Origin of the sequence: Bradyrhizobium sp., assembly GCF_030646015.1 — a bacterium.
In the GTDB taxonomy this organism is placed as follows: domain Bacteria; phylum Pseudomonadota; class Alphaproteobacteria; order Rhizobiales; family Xanthobacteraceae; genus Bradyrhizobium.
Window position 1 is genome coordinate 1 of the sequence record NZ_JAUSLT010000093.1, and the last position, 16,062, is coordinate 16,062.

Annotated in this window: 14 protein-coding genes and 1 tRNA gene; 13 read left to right on the forward strand and 2 right to left on the reverse strand. The window is 63.7% G+C overall.

Going from position 1 to position 16,062, the window contains the following annotated elements:
* Window positions 1-399 precede the first annotated feature (399 nt).
* A complete protein-coding gene (locus Q7T45_RS14785) occupies window positions 400-2,184 on the reverse strand; it encodes an acyl-CoA dehydrogenase (protein WP_304871687.1) in 1,785 nt (594 codons plus the stop codon).
* A gap of 299 nt (window positions 2,185-2,483) precedes the next feature.
* Here Q7T45_RS14785 and Q7T45_RS14790 point away from each other — a divergent pair.
* From Q7T45_RS14790 to Q7T45_RS14805, 4 genes are all read left to right on the forward strand, one after another.
* A tRNA-Gln gene (locus Q7T45_RS14790) sits at window positions 2,484-2,558 on the forward strand.
* An 89-nt stretch (window positions 2,559-2,647) separates the two neighbouring features.
* On the forward strand, window positions 2,648-2,890 hold the full coding sequence (locus Q7T45_RS14795; RefSeq protein ID WP_304871688.1) for a DUF6538 domain-containing protein: 243 nt from the start codon (window positions 2,648-2,650) through the stop codon (window positions 2,888-2,890).
* A complete protein-coding gene (locus Q7T45_RS14800; RefSeq protein WP_304871689.1) occupies window positions 2,877-3,581 on the forward strand; it encodes a hypothetical protein in 705 nt (234 codons plus the stop codon). Before Q7T45_RS14795 ends, Q7T45_RS14800 begins: the two co-directional genes overlap by 14 nt.
* 346 nt (window positions 3,582-3,927) lie before the next feature.
* On the forward strand, window positions 3,928-4,329 hold the full coding sequence (locus Q7T45_RS14805; RefSeq protein ID WP_304871723.1) for a RidA family protein: 402 nt from the start codon (window positions 3,928-3,930) through the stop codon (window positions 4,327-4,329).
* A 124-nt stretch (window positions 4,330-4,453) separates the two neighbouring features.
* Here the strand turns inward: Q7T45_RS14805 and Q7T45_RS14810 are convergent, their stop codons facing one another.
* Window positions 4,454-5,083, reverse strand: coding sequence for a hypothetical protein (locus Q7T45_RS14810; RefSeq protein ID WP_304871690.1), 630 nt, complete (start codon window positions 5,081-5,083; stop codon window positions 4,454-4,456).
* A 488-nt stretch (window positions 5,084-5,571) separates the two neighbouring features.
* On the opposite strand from Q7T45_RS14810, the gene Q7T45_RS14815 reads away from it, so the two are divergent.
* The 9 genes from Q7T45_RS14815 to Q7T45_RS14855 all read left to right on the forward strand — a co-directional run bounded on the left by Q7T45_RS14815 (window position 5,572) and on the right by Q7T45_RS14855 (window position 16,041).
* Window positions 5,572-5,802, forward strand: a complete 231-nt coding sequence (locus Q7T45_RS14815) for a hypothetical protein (protein WP_304871691.1) — start codon at window positions 5,572-5,574, stop codon at window positions 5,800-5,802.
* Window positions 5,803-6,520: 718 nt separating this feature from the next.
* Complete coding sequence (locus tag Q7T45_RS14820) at window positions 6,521-7,786, forward strand: ABC transporter substrate-binding protein (RefSeq protein WP_304871692.1); 1,266 nt, start codon at window positions 6,521-6,523, stop codon at window positions 7,784-7,786.
* 112 nt (window positions 7,787-7,898) lie between these two features.
* Complete coding sequence (locus Q7T45_RS14825) at window positions 7,899-8,954, forward strand: iron-containing alcohol dehydrogenase (RefSeq protein WP_304871693.1); 1,056 nt, start codon at window positions 7,899-7,901, stop codon at window positions 8,952-8,954.
* 202 nt (window positions 8,955-9,156) lie between these two features.
* The gene (locus Q7T45_RS14830; RefSeq protein WP_304871694.1) at window positions 9,157-9,924 is read left to right on the forward strand and encodes an AraC family transcriptional regulator; all 768 of its coding nucleotides are present in this window, start codon (window positions 9,157-9,159) and stop codon (window positions 9,922-9,924) included.
* Between the two features lie 138 nt (window positions 9,925-10,062).
* A complete protein-coding gene (locus tag Q7T45_RS14835; RefSeq protein WP_304871695.1) occupies window positions 10,063-11,079 on the forward strand; it encodes a branched-chain amino acid ABC transporter permease in 1,017 nt (338 codons plus the stop codon).
* Window positions 11,080-11,082: 3 nt separating this feature from the next.
* Complete coding sequence (locus Q7T45_RS14840) at window positions 11,083-12,144, forward strand: branched-chain amino acid ABC transporter permease (protein WP_370691279.1); 1,062 nt, start codon at window positions 11,083-11,085, stop codon at window positions 12,142-12,144.
* A gap of 23 nt (window positions 12,145-12,167) precedes the next feature.
* Window positions 12,168-12,950 (forward strand): ABC transporter ATP-binding protein, encoded by a 783-nt coding sequence (locus Q7T45_RS14845; protein ID WP_304871725.1) that lies wholly within the window; start codon window positions 12,168-12,170, stop codon window positions 12,948-12,950.
* On the forward strand, window positions 12,937-15,198 hold the full coding sequence (locus Q7T45_RS14850; RefSeq protein ID WP_304871696.1) for an ABC transporter permease: 2,262 nt from the start codon (window positions 12,937-12,939) through the stop codon (window positions 15,196-15,198). The genes Q7T45_RS14845 and Q7T45_RS14850 overlap by 14 nt, the downstream gene beginning before the upstream one ends.
* A 9-nt stretch (window positions 15,199-15,207) precedes the next feature.
* The gene (locus Q7T45_RS14855; protein ID WP_304871697.1) at window positions 15,208-16,041 is read left to right on the forward strand and encodes a phosphoenolpyruvate hydrolase family protein; all 834 of its coding nucleotides are present in this window, start codon (window positions 15,208-15,210) and stop codon (window positions 16,039-16,041) included.
* The last annotated feature ends 21 nt before the right edge of the window (window positions 16,042-16,062 follow it).

Sequence of the window (16,062 nt, forward strand, 5' to 3'; positions counted from 1 at the left end):
AGCGCGAGATAAGCCGTCAAGCCATTGCGCAGGGAATGTCGGATGTTCTCCGCTGCCCTGTATGCTCGTGTGCGCCTTTTTCGCACAATTTTGCACACGAGACCGCGGGTGCAGCGCGCATCCGGCATTCCCTGCTCCCTCGTTGGAGGGACAACGAAATGAAAACCTCGGGCAAATCGTGCCGCGAGAAGGTTTAGCCGTGTGCGTTGTTCTTTTTCCCTTCTCCCCTTGTGGGAGAAGGTGGCGCGCGGAGCGCGCCGGATGAGGGGTATCTATCCGCGGGCAGAACTGCGCGTTGAGGCAACCCCTCGCCCGTCTCGAATGCGCGACGCGCATTCGATCCACCCTCTCCCACAAGGGGAGAGGGGAAGACGGCACCTTGCTCGCTGCTAGTTGGCCTCACCCCAGCAGCACCGCGTCGGCGCCGTTCACCGCTTCGGCGCTGTCCATCACCGTGCGTTCCAGCGAGCCGGCCTGCACCGTGATGTTCTCGGCAAAGAACCGCGCCAGCGTCACGTAGCGCGCGGGATCGCCGGCGCCTTCGCCGAGATCGCGGGCGGCGAGCGCCTCGCCGGCCAGCATGCAGCCACCGAGCGTCGAGCCGAACAGCCGCAGATACGGCGTGGCGCCCGCCAGTGCCTCGTTCGGCGCCGAGGTGACGCGCTCCAGCAGCCACTTGCTGGTGCGCTCCAGCGAACCCAGCGCGTCGCGCAGTTTCGCGCCGGTGGTGCCGAACGCGGGATCGTTCGAGGCTTCGACCTTGGTGACGATGCCGGAGAGTTCCTGAAGCAGCGTCCAGACCGCAGCACCGCCATTGGCGGCGAGCTTGCGGGTCACCAGGTCGATCGACTGGATGCCGTTGGTGCCTTCATAGATCGCGGTGATGCGGGCATCGCGGTAATGCTGGGCGGCGCCGGTCTCCTCGATGAATCCCATGCCGCCATGGATCTGGACGCCGAGCGACGACACCTCGTTGCCGATGTCGGTGGAGAACGCCTTGGCGATCGGCGTCAGCAGCGCGCCGCGCGCCGCGGCGTCGCCGCGCACCTTGGCGTCGGTCGCGCGCGTGGCGACGTCGAGTGCGACCGCGGTGGCGTAGCAGATGGTGCGCGCGGCGGCGGTGAGCGCGCGCATCTGCATCAGCATCCGCTTGACGTCGGGATGCGCGATGATCGGGTCCATCCCTTCGCCCTGCTTGCCGACAGCGCGGCCCTGCCGTCGTTCCTGTGCGAACGCCAGCGCCTGCTGGTAGGCGCGGTCGGCAATGCCGACGCCTTCGAGGCCGACGCCGAGCCGGGCCTGGTTCATCATCGTGAACATGCAGTGCATGCCGCGGTTTTCCTCGCCGATCAGGTAGCCGACCGCGCCGCCCTTATCGCCCATCGTCATGGTGCAGGTCGGCGAGGCATGCATGCCGAGCTTGTGCTCGACGCCGGAGGGATAGATGTCGTTGCGCATCCCGAGCGAGCCATCGGCATTGACCATGAATTTCGGGATCAAAAACAGCGAAATGCCCTTGGTGCCCGCGGGCGCATCGGGCAACCGGGCCAGCACGAAATGCACGATGTTGTCGGTCATGTCGTGATCGCCATAGGTGATGAAGATTTTCGTACCCTTGATCCGGTACGTGCCGTCGGGCGACCGCTCGGCGCGGCTGCGCAGCGCGCCGACGTCGGAACCCGCCTGCGGCTCGGTGAGTTGCATGGTGCCGGTCCATTCGCCCGACACCATCTTTTCGAGATAGATTTTTTTCAGCTCGTCGCTGCCATGGGCGTCGAGCGCCTCGATCGCGCTCAGCGTCAGCAGCGGGCAGAGCCCGAAGGCGATGTTCGACGCGCTCCAGATCTCGGTGCAGGCGGCGTTGATCGCCAGCGGCAGGCCCTGGCCGCCGAACGCTTCCGGACCCGACACCGCGTTCCAGCCCGCCGCGATCCAGCGCTGATACGCATCGGGCCAGCCGGGGGCGGTGGTGACCTTGTCGTTCTCGAGCTTGATGCCGTGCTCGTCGCCGACCCGGTTGAGCGGCGCCAGCACATCGGAAGCGAACTTTCCGGCTTCCTCCAGCACGGCGGCGGCGATGTCGCCGTCGAAATCGCCGTAATGGCCGGCCTTCACCGCGGCCTGCAGGCCCGCGCCGTGATTGAGGGCCAGCAGCATGTCGTTAACAGGCGCGCGGTAGGTCATGGCGGCGTCTCGCTTTGGGACGGGAACGGAGGGCTGCCGTCTTCCCACGAAACCCCGGTTCTCTCAACTCATACGTGGCGAGACCGGATGGGTTGCAAATGGCGCGGCCGCGCCATTTGGGCCGAAGTTCACCCGGTTCACGTGACGGATTACTCTATATACCGGGCAAAGCAGGCCGGCTCGGGTCCAGGCCGAAATTCGGCGGATAGGCGGTTGAAATGGCTCAACTCCCTCTATAGACCGGCGTTGCCAGAGGAATGCACGGCGAGCCCCGTCCCGCCGCCTTCCAGACCGGTTTTTGGGGCGTCGCCAAGTGGTAAGGCAGGGGATTTTGATTCCCCCATGCGGAGGTTCGAATCCTCCCGCCCCAGCCAGCCAGCGCGGCGGCCCTTGAATCGGCCTGGCTGGGGAGCTGATGTACAGCTCTGCGACACACTCCTGCTGCACAGGAAGTCGCGTTCCGATGGCTGTCCACATCTTTCGCCGCGAGGCGACCTACTATTGGCGGCGCCGGACCCCCCGCTCGCTTGCCATTTGCCTGGGCCGCCCGCGTCTTTTTATGAGCCTTCGAACGACGAGCCCGGTGATGGCGCGTCGGCTGGCAGCCCAACTCGACGCCATTCTGGAAGACGCCGCGATGCTTGCCGAGGACACCGACCTGCACCTCTCACGGTCCCAAATCGAGACAATGCTTGGCGCTCGTTGAGCGGCAGCTGACGAAGCTGGAGCGGGTGGCGCTCGCTGCGAAAAACGCGTTCGGTTTTGACATCGAACAGGCGAGGTCGGACGACAAGCGGGCCTTGTGGACCTATACCCTGCTCGACGCCCAGGGCGCCGCCGCGGCCGTGCGCCCCGAGGATCGTCTTCGCATGGCCGCCGACGGACTCTCGGACGCCGACATCGAGGCGGTGGACCGTCATCTGACCATGCTCCAGATGAATGCCCTGGTGCCGACAAAGCATCACATCCTTAGGCAAATGATCGAGGGCGTGGCGGCCGCGCCGACAGCCATGAACATGGGTGTGGCCCAAGGGATCGTTTCGGACGCACGCTTGTTTGAGCTGGTCGAAATCCTTCTCGCTTCGAAGGCAGACGTCTCGTTGATTACCGAAATGGCGAGGCGAGGGGATCTGACCACGCTTGCGACGATCAATACGAAGTGCCCGAAACTCCTTCAGGCCGTCTTGACGTTGGCGCAGTTGGATGATGAAAGCGTAGTTGCCTTGAATGGCATTCTTCGCAACGCCTGTGAGGCATCTTCCGGCGCCGAGGAAGTGTTGAATGCTGCAGTCGCAGCGTCACAACATCCTGGTGACGTTATGCGGTACCTCGAGGTCAACCGACGCGGTGGAGTGCGTGCTCGGGTTCTCAGATGGATCCTAAGGGGTGCGACCTAGCCTCGTTGCGCCAGTATCACGGTGTTCCTCTGTTTATGTCACGCCAATAGGGGAACGGCCGCTTCTGGCGCAAAGCAGCCGGTCGTGGATACGTCCGTTCCTGGAGGCAGAACGGACGGTGCCTTGGTTTCCCCCCATGTCCGATTCTGACCCGACCGACATGCTGCCTTCAATCACCGCGCGAACCCAAACCCGGCCCCATTTACCATCGCGACGCGCGTGGTACGATCCGCTTGCGCGTCGCGAGTTAGGAGGACAACCGCCACGAACTGTTTGGACGGAAAGGTCCAGACGACATGGCATCCTCGCTCGCTTCGAATCCGCTTCACAGGAGGGACGCTTGAGCATGAAAACGATCCGATCGCCCAAGGTGGCGGAGGCGCCGCCGCAGACTTGGTCCAGCATGAAAGTGGCAAACGGACATTTCCACATCGCGGGGATGACCGGCTCGGGGCCCAAGGGGGAGCACCCAGGCGACGACATGTACATTCAGGCCAAGTCGATCTTTCAGAAGTTCAAGGATCTGCTGGAGGCCGCGGGCGGGAAGATGAATGACATCATGTCTATCACGGTGTACGTCACCAATCTCGACGAGAACACCGAGGTGTGGCGCGCGCGCCGGGAGTTCTTCACCGGCGACTTTCCCTGCTCAACCTTGATCGAGGTAAAGCGCGTTGGTTCGCCAAAGGCCAGCCCGCCGCTCAAGGTGGAGATCAACGCGACCGGCGTAATCGGCGCGGGCGGCTAGTTCGCCGCTCCCGGGCGTCCCGTGCGCTTGTCGCAGAGAACCAGGATCTAACGGTCTGGGTAGGACAGCGACAATTAACTGCGGGAGCGATCCCGCCTGATCGTCGGCTATTGGCGCAAAGCGGTCATGTCCGACCTAGGACAAATCGCTTAGATGAGTTTCCCTTGCGCCGTGTTAGAAGGACCACCGACGCTCGATTTCCTTCACGGCTATCTTCATGCTGGGTAGATATTTTCGGGCGGCGGCCTCGGGCGTCATCGACGACGAGAAGAAGATAAGGTTTAGGCTGCCGAGACCTAGGCCACGGCCCGGGATAGCCAAAGCGATGGCGCTGATGCCGGTTTCGGTTCCTCTGACCGACGATGCGTACCGATGCCTTCTTCGTTTGCAGCAAGATGTCATCGATGAAGCGGCGATCCTTCGCCACCCCTGCATCTTTCTCGACAAGCGAAGCGGTCAAGTCGAGCATCTCGGGACGCAATGCCGGCGGTGAGGCAGAGAGGATGGCCCTTCCGAGCGCGCTGCGCACCAGAGACGTCTTGTGACCCATCATGAACCGATGAACGGAGAATGGACTGAAGGGGTGGGTGCTTTCTCGGATCAGAACCGAGCCGAGTTCGAAGACTCCGAAGTCGCTCGGCCAAGACACTTGGTCCAGCAGGCTGAACATCGCCGGAACCGCAGCCTGGCTCGATAGGTCTCGTGAAGAAACCCCTTCGTTCAGTTTGCGCACGTGTGGCGTGAGACCGAACAAGGCGTTCGTCTCATCGAACGTTACGTACCCGTCATCCCGCAACATATCGAGCAAAATTTTATGGCGCGATGCATGCGCCTGGATCGAAACTGTAGCTCTGCCTCAGTCGCACGGGTAAGCAACATGAACAAAATGGTCGCCGATAGCGCCTACGGCGCTCGGTGGCTGACTTACGCGCAGGATCAGACTCGTTCGGCCCTCCATCAATCCAAAGATTCACCGATTTCGATCATTCGCAGTGAAGACTTTGCGACGACGGTCCGTAGTAGTTCGGCAAATCTTAGTTGGAGAGGATATTTCATCGCGCCTTCGAGCTGAAGGATGCCCATCACTCTTGAGCCGGCACGCCCGTGAAGCGGTCGCGCAACCGTGTCGATGTGAAGCATGTTCGGGCAGGCAACCCAGGTATCGCGGACCGGACGAGCACGACCGTGTGGCTGAGGTCGTGGCGTTCACCGAAGCGGTAAAGCAAAAGCTCGGAAACTAATGTGGCAGCGCATGATGCCTCTTTGTCGGCCGCAGTTTTGCCGCTCCCGGCCGTCGCGGATCAGATCGCCGACAACGCGTCGCGTCTGTTGGCGGGCGACCAACTGCTTCGGGTGGGTCAGCAGAGCTTTTGGCTATTGAAATTCACAGAACCAGTGCAAGGAAAGAATCCAATGAACGAAACGCAGGCGACCAAAGGCAATGGACGAAACCTACACCTGGGCAAAGAATGAGGGACTTGCGAAATGATCGTTGCCAACCTGCGGCTACTCGGTGCCAGCGCGCAAGCGCCTTGGGCGAGTGTTGCGCTGACCAATTGAACCCGCCGCGCAAAGCGGTCGCTGAGGCTGGCAGTTAGACCAAACTTTCTTACGCTGGCTCGACCTACTCAAACTTCCCCATGATGGACTGGAGCGAGAGTTCAAGTTTTTCAATTGGTTAGAAGGCGGCGTGTGCACGATGTGTGCACCGGGAGGTCAAAGAAAATCTAGCGACACCCAATGTAAGCAGGCTGAACTGAACGCGCTGCGGTGTCAGCGGCGGGCCGATGTTTCGGGTCGATTGCCGAAGATCCAACTCGCGGAATGAACGATTATGGAATGGCCGCTTTCGGCGCAAAGCGGACCTTCGTCAGTTCGAGCAACACTGCTTTCTGACGGGGCCGTTCTTGGCAACGCCGCGGGCGGGGAAGGGCCTCGCAGCCGGAGGGCTAGGTTGAATGTCTGCGCGGACGTTTGCCAAACGCCATGTGGCCTTGCGGTCTGCTCCGCACGGTCCGCGATTGCTCCCTCGCTCATGACCGCCCGCAAAAATGAGACGCTTGGATATGGGCGGCGTGGGCTTTGGACGGCAGCTTTCCTGAAGGCGCGCCGGGGGGCGCGTCATGAGGCGTAACGGGGGAGATCCGGCGTGTGCCGGATTCTATCTCCAGCGTCACAGGGAGGAACAACAATGCGCAAGTCTTTGCTTGGCGCCGTGGCGATGGCCGCCCTTATGCTGCCCGGCGCAGCTCTCGCCCAGAGCGGCACCATCAAGATCGGCATTCTGGTGGCGCTGGAAGGCGCCTTCGCGACCGGTGGCCAGGATGGTGTCCGAAATGTCGAACTGGCTCTCAAACAGGTGAACAACACCATTGCCGGCAAAAAGATTGAAACTGTCGTCGCTCCGACGGATACCAAACCTGACACGACGGTTCGTATGGCTCGCAAGCTTATAGAGCAGGACAAGGTCGACCTTATAATCGGCCCGCTTTCCGGCTCGGAAGGCATTGCCATGCGCGATTTTGCCAAAACCATCCCGGACAAGGTAGTGATCAACGGCATTTCCGGCGCGCTCGAGACGACCTGGGTCGATCCCGCGCCGAACTTCTACCGCTTCAATCTCGACGGCTCGCAATGGGGCTTCGGCCTCGGCAACTACGTCGTGAAGAAGAAAGGCTGGAAGAAGGTGGCAACGATCGCAGCCGATTACTCGTTCGGCTACACGAACTTCATGGGCTTTGCGGTGGACTTCTGCAAGTCGGGCGGCGACATCGTCCAGCGGTTCTGGCAGCCGCTCGGCCAATCGGATTTCGGCGGGATCATCGCGCAGCTGCCGGACAATGTGGATGCGATCTACCTCGGCCTCGGCGGCACGGATGCGATCAACTTCCTCAATCAATATCAGCAGGCCGGTGAAAAGACCCGCTTGATCGGCGGCACCATCATGGCCGACCAGACGGTTCTGACGGCGAAAGGTAAAGCGAAAGACGTGCTGAAGGGCACGCCGACCTCCGGCCCCTTCGCCGCCGACAATACCGACCCGGCCTGGACCTCGTATGTGAAGCTCTATCAGGAAGGCTTCCCCGCCAAAGACCGCCTGCCATCGCCTTCGCTGTTCGGTCTGGGCTACTACACGGCCACGCTCGCGGCCATCAAAGGGCTTCAGGAGGCCGGGGGCGATCTATCGAACGGGCAGGCAAAGTTCAAGGAGGCTCTGAACAAGCTTCAACTCGACAGCCCCGTCGGCAAGATCACGCTGAACGAAAACCGGCAGGCGACCGGAACGGTCTTCGTCAACGAAGTGGTCGATGGGCCGGATGGCAACATGACCAGCAAGATGGTGGCCAAGACCGAAAACGTCAATCAGACGCTCGGCATGACGACGGCTCAGTTCAAGGCCATCGGGCTACCGTCGCGCGATGCGGTTGACTGCGCCAAGCTGCGCGCGGGCGGCTGAGCCCGCCTGTCCCTGATGTCATCTTCGGTGGCCGGCGTTCTCGGCCGGCCACCGCTTCCTTCGAGAATTCCGCCATTGGACTCATGCGGCGGAAACGCCGGGAGCATCTCCGATGACTCTCATCGACTATCTCACGCGCACCCATTTCGCAGAAGCTGCGATCGAGGATGCGCTTCCCGAGGAGGTGGGGTCGCTTGCTCGGGCGCTGGTGCTCGTTGACAACGAGCCGGGAAGTGCGGCCGTTTGTTCTCGCGTGCAGGAGTCGCTCGACCAGACGTCGATCAGCCTGGCGCGGACCGATCGTGCCGGCCCTCATGAGGAAGCGACCCTCCGGATTCTGAGGGCTATGCGCGACATCCGGACAGACACGCTCATCGCCGTGGGCGGATCTGCAGCCGTCGGGCAGGCGCGGCTCGTTGCGGAGCATGCATTGCGGCGCGGCGAACACCTCACGCTGATCGCGGTCCCTGCCGGACTTTGCGATTTCGGGTTAGCGCGGCGGGTGCGCCTGGGGCAGGGGCAGCCGGTCGCCTGTCCGCGCCCCGACCGGGTCATCGCCGATCCGACGGTACTTGAGGGCGCGTCCTCGCGCCGCCTCGCCGCCGCGGCCATGGAGGTGCTGGTCCATGCCATCGAGGCCTATGCCAGCCCCGTCTACCATCCGCCGGCAGACGCGCTTGCGCTAGAGGCCACAAAGCGGCTGACGCGGTGGCTACCGGTGGCGCTCGCTTCGCCCGGTCACCGGGAAGCGCAGCGCGAATTGATGGCCGCGGCATTGACGGCGGGGCTCGCGCTGGAAAAAGCGGTCGGAGGGGTCGATGCGCTTGCGCATCCGATCAAGGCTGAACTTGGACCCGGCGTCCTGCATGGCGATCTCCATGTGCCTTTGATGGCGGCCATGGCCGACTTCAATACCGAGGCCGTGGGCGAACGATACGCCACCATGGCCGAAACCTTTGCCAGAACAACGCGGGAGCCGCACTTCAGCACCGCAATCGGAGCTTTCGCCCGCGCCATCGGCCTGCCAACCTCCTTGCGGGAGATGGGGATCAATCCGGCTCGGTTCGATCGTTTTGCGGAAATGGCAGCGAACGACCCCGGAGCCCTTGCCAATCCCCGACGGCTGACCCCAGGCGACTGCCGCCGTATTCTCGAGGCCGCCTGGTGAGCACGAACGAGCATCCGGTACGAGGAAAGGCCCCTGGGCCGGTGGCGGGGGGGGCAATTTGCCTGTTGTCACAACGCGATCTCCTTATACATTCTTCCACTACCGCGCACAAAGATGAGCGGGGAGGAAACCGATGAGTATAGCTCACGCGGTCGCACATGGTGCGTTCGGGCGCGCGTGTCTCTATGAGCTGGATCGGCCGATGGTGCCGCATGCCCATCGCGAGGGGCATCTGATCTTTCACGTCAGCGGACCGGTCGCCAGCGTGGTTGTCGATGGCAAGACCTTGCCGCTCACGACCCGGAGCGCAACGGCAATCAGCCCATGGCAACCGCATTATTTTGCGCCGGTTGACCGCCGGGAACCAACGCTGACGCTCGTTCTCTACATCCGCCCGGGCTGGTTTGTTGATGCGAGCCACACGGCCTTCGAAATCCTGCGCTTCGGCCGCTCGACGGTCGAGATGAGCGACCACATCACCCGGCTTGTCTCGGAAACCGCACGGCTTCTCGCCAACCATGGCGGCTGCGATGGCTCTTTCGAGGACCGGCTCAGTGCGCTGACGCAGGCGGCCTTCGATCAGACCTGGCAGTGGACGAGCGCGGCTGACAGGCCGGCGGCCCAATGCTCGGGACTGCGGGATTTTCGTTTAAGGCGCGCGATCAGCCTCCTGAGCGAGCGGCTCGGCGAACCCGTCGACCTCGCACAGATCTCGCGGAACGCCGGCCTGTCGCGCCCCCATTTCTTCAAGCTGTTTCGCGAGCAGATGGGTCTGCCCCCCACGATCTTCCTCAACGCCCTTCGCATGGAGCGCGCCATCGAGCGATTGGCCAGAGGCCGGGAAACGGTTTCTGAAATCGGGCTTGATCTCGGCTTTGCGACCCCGGCGAGCTTCTCGCGGTTCTTTATCGCCAATGGCGTCGTGCCGCCGAGCGCCTACCGGCGCAGCGTCGCGGGCCTCACCCACTGAAAGAGGTGCTGCCCCCAAAGAAGAGACGTTCGGGCTAGAGAAAAGACGTTCGGGAAAGGACAGGCCGGCAACTTCAATCTAGCCTTCATTCCAACGGTGGCGAAGCTGTGCCACGGGAAGCTGCTAGGCCGTTCTGAGATGGACAATTTCATCAAGCGCTATCCGCTCTGGAGCCTGATTTTCATCCTCTTGGCCATAGCGTTCCTGTATCTTGTGTTAGCCCCCTGGCCACCCGAACTGGTGGCGAGCTGGGGCCGCAAGCAAATCTTCCTGAATGCACTCTTGGGCGGTATCACGCTTGGCGCGCTCTATTTCCTCGTAGCGGCCGGCTTCACGCTGATTTTCGGCCTGATGCGTGTCGTCAACCTCGCGCACGGCTCGCTGTTCCTGATCGGCGGATATGTCGGCTACGAGGTCGCGACCGCCTCGGGTTCGTGGCTGCTGGCATTTCCGGTTGTGTTCATCGTCGTGGGGCTGATCGGGCTCCTGATGCAGTTCTTCATCTTCTCGAAGATGGAAGGCGAAGAGCTCCGGCAGACGCTGGTCAGCATCGGGCTTTCGATCGTGTTTGCCGACCTCATGCTCTGGTGGTGGGGCGGGCAATCGTATTCGATCCTCGCTCCGCAATTCCTGCAGGGGCCGATGGAATTGCCCCTCGTGAGCAACGTCAACGAAGCGACCGGCGTGGTCACCTGGCTACGCTACCCGTCCGTGCGCGTCTGGATCCTGGTGGCGGCAATCGTGATCGGCATCGCGATGTGGCTGGTCTTGAACCGCACCGCGCTTGGCATGCTGATCCGTGCGGGCGTCGACGACCGTGAAATGCTGGCCGCTTCCGGCGTGCGCATCCACCTGGTGTTTCTGGCGGTGTTCGGCTTCGGCGCCGGGCTTGCCGGTATCGCGGGGATCGTCGGCGCCACGTTCCAGTCGCTGTCGCCGGGCGAGGATACGCGTTTCCTGCTGGCGAGCCTCGTGGTGGTGATCGTCGGAGGCATGGGCTCGATCGTCGGCGCGGCCCTGGGCGCGCTGATCATCGGGGTGGCCGAACAGATGGGGTTTGTCTACGCACCGACCTATTCGATCGTTCTCACCTTCCTCATCATGGCGGCGGTGCTGGCGTTTCGCCCGCAAGGCCTCCTCGGAACGAGGCGGTAGGACATGTCCGTTGCCGATCAAGCCCCTGGCTTCGCCAGCGCCGCCGACCAGCGAATGTGGTCCGAGCGCATTCCCGCCCCCTGGTGGATCTTCGGGTTTATCCTGCTGTTGCTGCCGATCGTGGCCAACAATTTCTGGCTGTTCCAGATCATGGGCTGGACTTTCATTCTGGGCATGATCGGGCTCAGCCTGATGTTCCTCGCCGGCTATGGCGGAATGGTGAGCCTGCTGCAAATGTCGATTGCCGGAATGGCCGGCTACATGGTCGCGATTCTTGGGCCGTCCGGTGCCGCCAACGTCAGTCTCGGCCTTACCTGGTGGATCGTGCTTCCGGCCGCCTTCCTGATCGCGGCTATTTTCGCGACGATATGTGGCGCGCTCGCCGTTCGCACGGATGGCATCTACACGATCATGATCACGCTCGCGGTTGCGGCGGCCTTCTTCTATTTCACCCGACAGAACTACTCGATTTTCAACGGTTATTCCGGGTTCAACCTCGTGTTGCCGCCGAAGCTTTTCGGCGTGAACTGGCGCGATCCCGTGCCTTTCTACTATCTCACGCTCGCCTGCGCCGCGCTTTGCTACGGCGCAGTCGTCTATCTCGCGCGCTCTCCCTTCGGGCTCGCCCTGCAGGGCGTGCGCGACAACCCGCGCCGCATGGCGGCACTGGGTTTCAACGTGACCGCCCATCGCGTGGCGGCCTACGCGCTGGCCAGCGTTTTCGCGTCTACGGGCGGCATTCTTCTGGTCTGGCAGAACGCGCAGATCGCGCCGGGCACGATCGGGATCTCCTCCGCGATCGACGTCCTCGTGGTCGCGGTCGTCGGCGGGATACGCCGTCCGCTCGGACCGTTTATCGGAGCCTTCATCTACGTGTTGCTGCAGGTGTTCTCGACCGACATTCTCGGCTTTTTCGGTTTCTCAGCGGATCGCTTCAAGCTGATCATCGGGATCGGTTTCCTCGCGGTCGTGCTGTTCTCGCCGGATGGCGTGCTAGGCCTGTGGGATCGCTGGCGCGCAGGGGTGGCGGCGCGCAAGGCCGCGACGACGGGAGGCGCGACATGAACGCGCCCGTCGTGACGTCCCGGATGAACTTGCCCGGGGCTGGCAATGCCAGCTCCGGCAATGCGCTGGAACTGCGCGGCATCACCAAGATGTTCGGCGCGCTGGCAGCCATCTCGGACGTGACGCTTTCGGTGAAACCGGGCGAAAGGCGGGCCGTTCTCGGCTCGAATGGCGCGGGCAAGACCACGCTGTTCAACTGCATCACCGGGGATTTTCTGCCCACAGCGGGCCTGGTCCGGTTCTTTGGCGAGGACGTGACGGTGTTCCCGCCCCATGAGCGCATCCGGCGCGGCTTGCGTCGTACCTACCAGATATCCTCGCTGTTCACCGGGCTGAGCGTGATGGATAATATCTATCTGGCCTGCTGCGGCGTTTCCCGAAACCGTTTCTCGCTGATCCGGCCGCGCCCCGATGATGCCCTCGTGCACGCGGCAGGGGTATTGGTCGAGGCCGTGCACCTGACCGACGACAAGGACCGATTGGTCGGCGAACTCGCCTATGGCCAGCAGCGCCAGCTTGAAGTGGCGCTGGCGCTGTCCGGCGCGCCGCGCTTCGTGCTGTTCGACGAGCCTGCGGCGGGGCTGTCGCCGACCGAGCGAGCGGATCTGGTGACGATTTTGACCTCGCTGCCGGCGCACATCGGCTTCATCATCATCGAGCACGACATGGATGTCGCGCTGCGTGTCGCCGAAAGCGTGACGATGATGCACAACGGCCGGATATTCAAGGAAGGCCGGGCCGACGAGATCGAATCCGATCCGGAAGTTCAGGAGCTTTATCTCGGAGGCGGTCATGCCCAGCACTGACCGCCGTCCGCCCCAACGCGGCACGCTGCCGGCGCTGCAGATTCGCGGGCTGAACCTGTATTACGGCCGCTCGCACGCGCTGCAGGGCGTCGATCTCACGCTGCAGGAGGGCGTGCTCAGCCTGGTCGGCCGCAACGGCATGGGCAAGACCTCGCTGTGCAAGGCGATCATGGGCCTGGTGCCGGTGTCGAGCGGTTCGATCAGCGCGTTCGGCGAGGAACTGATCGGCCGCTCCACCACCGACATCGCCCGGCTCGGCATCGGCTATGTGCCGCAGGGCCGGCGACTGTGGCGATCGCTGAGTGTCGACGAGCATCTACGGCTGGCGCAGCGCGGGCCGCGCGGCGCCTGGACGCCGGAGCGGATCTACGACAACTTTCCGCGGCTTGCCGAGCGAAAGAACAATGCCGGCTCTCAGCTCTCCGGCGGCGAGCAACAGATGCTGGCTATTTCGCGGGCGCTGCTGCTCAATCCGCGGCTCCTGATCATGGACGAGCCGACCGAAGGCCTCGCGCCTGTCATCGTCGCGCAGGTCGAGGACATGCTGGTGCGGCTGAGCGAGGAGGGCGAGGTCGCCATCCTCGTTATCGAGCAGAACATCGGCGTGGCGACCGAGATTTCCGATACGGTCGCGATCATGGTCAACGGCCGCGTCAATCGCGTCATTGAGGCGGCGCGGCTGGCAGCCGATCGTGACCTGCAACAGCGCCTGCTTGGCGTCGGCCGTCATGGGCACGAAGAGATCGAGCCACCGCTGGCGGCCGCGAGCCAACCGGGCGGACCTCGGACCACGCCGGCGCCGGCGCGCAGCGATGCGCCGATCCGGGTCTATCTGTCGAACCCCGTGTTGCCGACCCGCTGGAGCCCTGACGTTGCCGCAGCGCGGATCGAGAGCGCCGCGCGTACCCTGACGCGAGCGCCTGTCGCTGCGGCGATCGCCGCATCGGATCGCAAGGCCGGACGCAGCATAGGTGGGCTCAACGAGCCCTTTGTCGCCGTGGCCGGCACCTTCGACACCAAGGGCGAGGAACTGCGATTCATTGCCGACCTCATCAAGGCGACGGGCCTGCCGGTGAAGCTGGTCGATCTGTCGACCACGGGCCGGATCTCCGGCGCGGACGTGCCGCCGCTGGAGATTGCGTTGCATCACCCGCGCGGTTCCGCCGGCATATTCAATGCCGAGCGCGGCGCCGCCGTGGCGGCGATGGCGGAGGCGTTTGAAGCCTGGGTGAAGGGCAAGTCCGGCAACGACGGCGTCAGGCTGCTGGGCCTGATTTCCGCCGGCGGCTCCGGCGCCACGGCGTTGGCGACGCCGGCGATGCGGGCGCTGCCGGTCGGCGTGCCGAAGCTGATGATCTCCACCGTCGCTTCCGGCAACACGCGGGCCTATGTCGGCCCTTCCGATATCATGATGATGTATTCGGTCACTGACGTTCAGGGCCTGAACGCGATTTCGCGACAGGTGCTTTCGAACGGCGCGCAGGCGATGGCCGGGATGGCGCGGGCACGGCTGGAGGCGAGCAAGGCGCCGCCGCCGCGCCGGCGCGCCGGCGAAGACCGGCCGCTGGTCGGCCTTACGATGTTCGGCGTCACCACGCCCTGCGTGCAGCAGGTCACGAAGCTGATTGGTGACGACTACGAATGCCTGGTGTTCCACGCTACCGGCATCGGTGGTCAGTCGATGGAGAAGCTGGTCGACGGCGGCCTGGTGTCGGCGGTGATCGACGTCTCGACCACCGAAATCGCCGATCTGCTGTTCGGCGGCGTGTTTCCGGCGACCGAGGACCGGCTCGGCGCCATCATCCGCAACCGGATTCCCTATGTCGGTTCGGTCGGTGCGCTCGATATGGTCAATTTCGGCGCGCCCGACAGCGTCCCCGAGCGCTACCGCGGCCGGTTGCTTCATCAGCACAATCCGCAGGTGACCCTGATGCGCACGCTGCCCGCGGAGAATGCCGAGATGGGCCGCTGGATCGGCGACCGGCTCAATCGTATGGAAGGCCCGGTACGCTTTCTGCTGCCGGAGGGCGGGGTCTCCGCACTCGATGAGGCGGGCAAGCCGTTCTTCGACCCGGCTGCGCGCGATGCGCTGTTCGGCACGCTGGAGGCGAGCGTGCGGCAGACGGCGTCACGCCAGCTCGTCCGCGTCCCGCATCACATCAATAGTCCGGCATTTGCGGCCGCGCTGGTGCAGCATTTTCGCTCCCTGCAGGGCGCACGGCCGCGCGTGCGCGCGGCGGTCCGGTAGGGGATGAGCATGGCAGCAATCGATCGGCAGGTCCTTCTCGGCAGGTTTCACGCGATGATCGCCCGCGGCGAGCCGATCGTCGGTGGCGGCGCCGGCACCGGCCTGTCCGCGAAATGCGAGGAGGCCGGCGGCATCGACCTGATCGTGATCTACAATTCCGGCCGCTTCCGGATGGCCGGACGCGGTTCGCTGTCCGGCCTGATGCCTTACGGCGACGCCAACGCGATCGTGATGGAGATGGCCGCCGAGGTGCTGCCGGTGGTGAAGAAGACTCCGGTGCTGGCCGGCGTCTGCGCCACCGATCCGTTTCGCAGCATGGATCATTTTCTCGACGAGGTTAAAGCGATTGGCTTCTCCGGCGTGCAGAATTTTCCGACGGTCGGGCTGATCGACGGCAGCTTCCGCACCGGGCTGGAGGAAACCGGCATGTCCTACGCGCTCGAAGTCGAGATGATCGCGCTGGCCGGCGCCAAGGGGCTGTTGACGACCCCCTATGTGTTCTCTGCCGACGACGCCGCGGCGATGGCGCGCGCAGGGGCCGACATCATCGTCTGCCATTTCGGACTGACCGCCGGCGGCGCGATCGGGGCACGGACCGCGCTGAAGCTCGACGATGTTCCGGCCATGCTTGACGCTTGGGCGGCGGCGGCGCTCGCGGTGAAACCCGACGCCATCATCCTCGTGCATGGCGGCCCGGTGGCAGAGCCCGCCGACGCCGAATTCGTCATCAAGACCTCGCGGCATTGCCACGGCTTCTACGGCGCCTCCTCGATGGAGCGGCTGCCGGTCGAAGTCGCGATCCGTGAACAGACGCGGAAATTCAAGGCCATCAGTCGCAGCTGAGATGAACTATCGACCGTACTT

Coding starts and splice junctions, on each gene's coding strand:
- Q7T45_RS14785 (WP_304871687.1), bottom strand. CDS start 2,184: ATGACCTACCGCGCGCCTGTTAACGACATGCTGCTGGCCCTCAATCAC.
- Q7T45_RS14795 (WP_304871688.1), top strand. CDS start 2,648: ATGGCTGTCCACATCTTTCGCCGCGAGGCGACCTACTATTGGCGGCGC.
- Q7T45_RS14805 (WP_304871723.1), top strand. CDS start 3,928: ATGAAAACGATCCGATCGCCCAAGGTGGCGGAGGCGCCGCCGCAGACT.
- Q7T45_RS14820 (WP_304871692.1), top strand. CDS start 6,521: ATGCGCAAGTCTTTGCTTGGCGCCGTGGCGATGGCCGCCCTTATGCTG.
- Q7T45_RS14825 (WP_304871693.1), top strand. CDS start 7,899: ATGACTCTCATCGACTATCTCACGCGCACCCATTTCGCAGAAGCTGCG.
- Q7T45_RS14830 (WP_304871694.1), top strand. CDS start 9,157: ATGGTGCCGCATGCCCATCGCGAGGGGCATCTGATCTTTCACGTCAGC.
- Q7T45_RS14835 (WP_304871695.1), top strand. CDS start 10,063: ATGGACAATTTCATCAAGCGCTATCCGCTCTGGAGCCTGATTTTCATC.
- Q7T45_RS14840 (WP_370691279.1), top strand. CDS start 11,083: ATGTCCGTTGCCGATCAAGCCCCTGGCTTCGCCAGCGCCGCCGACCAG.
- Q7T45_RS14845 (WP_304871725.1), top strand. CDS start 12,168: ATGAACTTGCCCGGGGCTGGCAATGCCAGCTCCGGCAATGCGCTGGAA.
- Q7T45_RS14850 (WP_304871696.1), top strand. CDS start 12,937: ATGCCCAGCACTGACCGCCGTCCGCCCCAACGCGGCACGCTGCCGGCG.
- Q7T45_RS14855 (WP_304871697.1), top strand. CDS start 15,208: ATGGCAGCAATCGATCGGCAGGTCCTTCTCGGCAGGTTTCACGCGATG.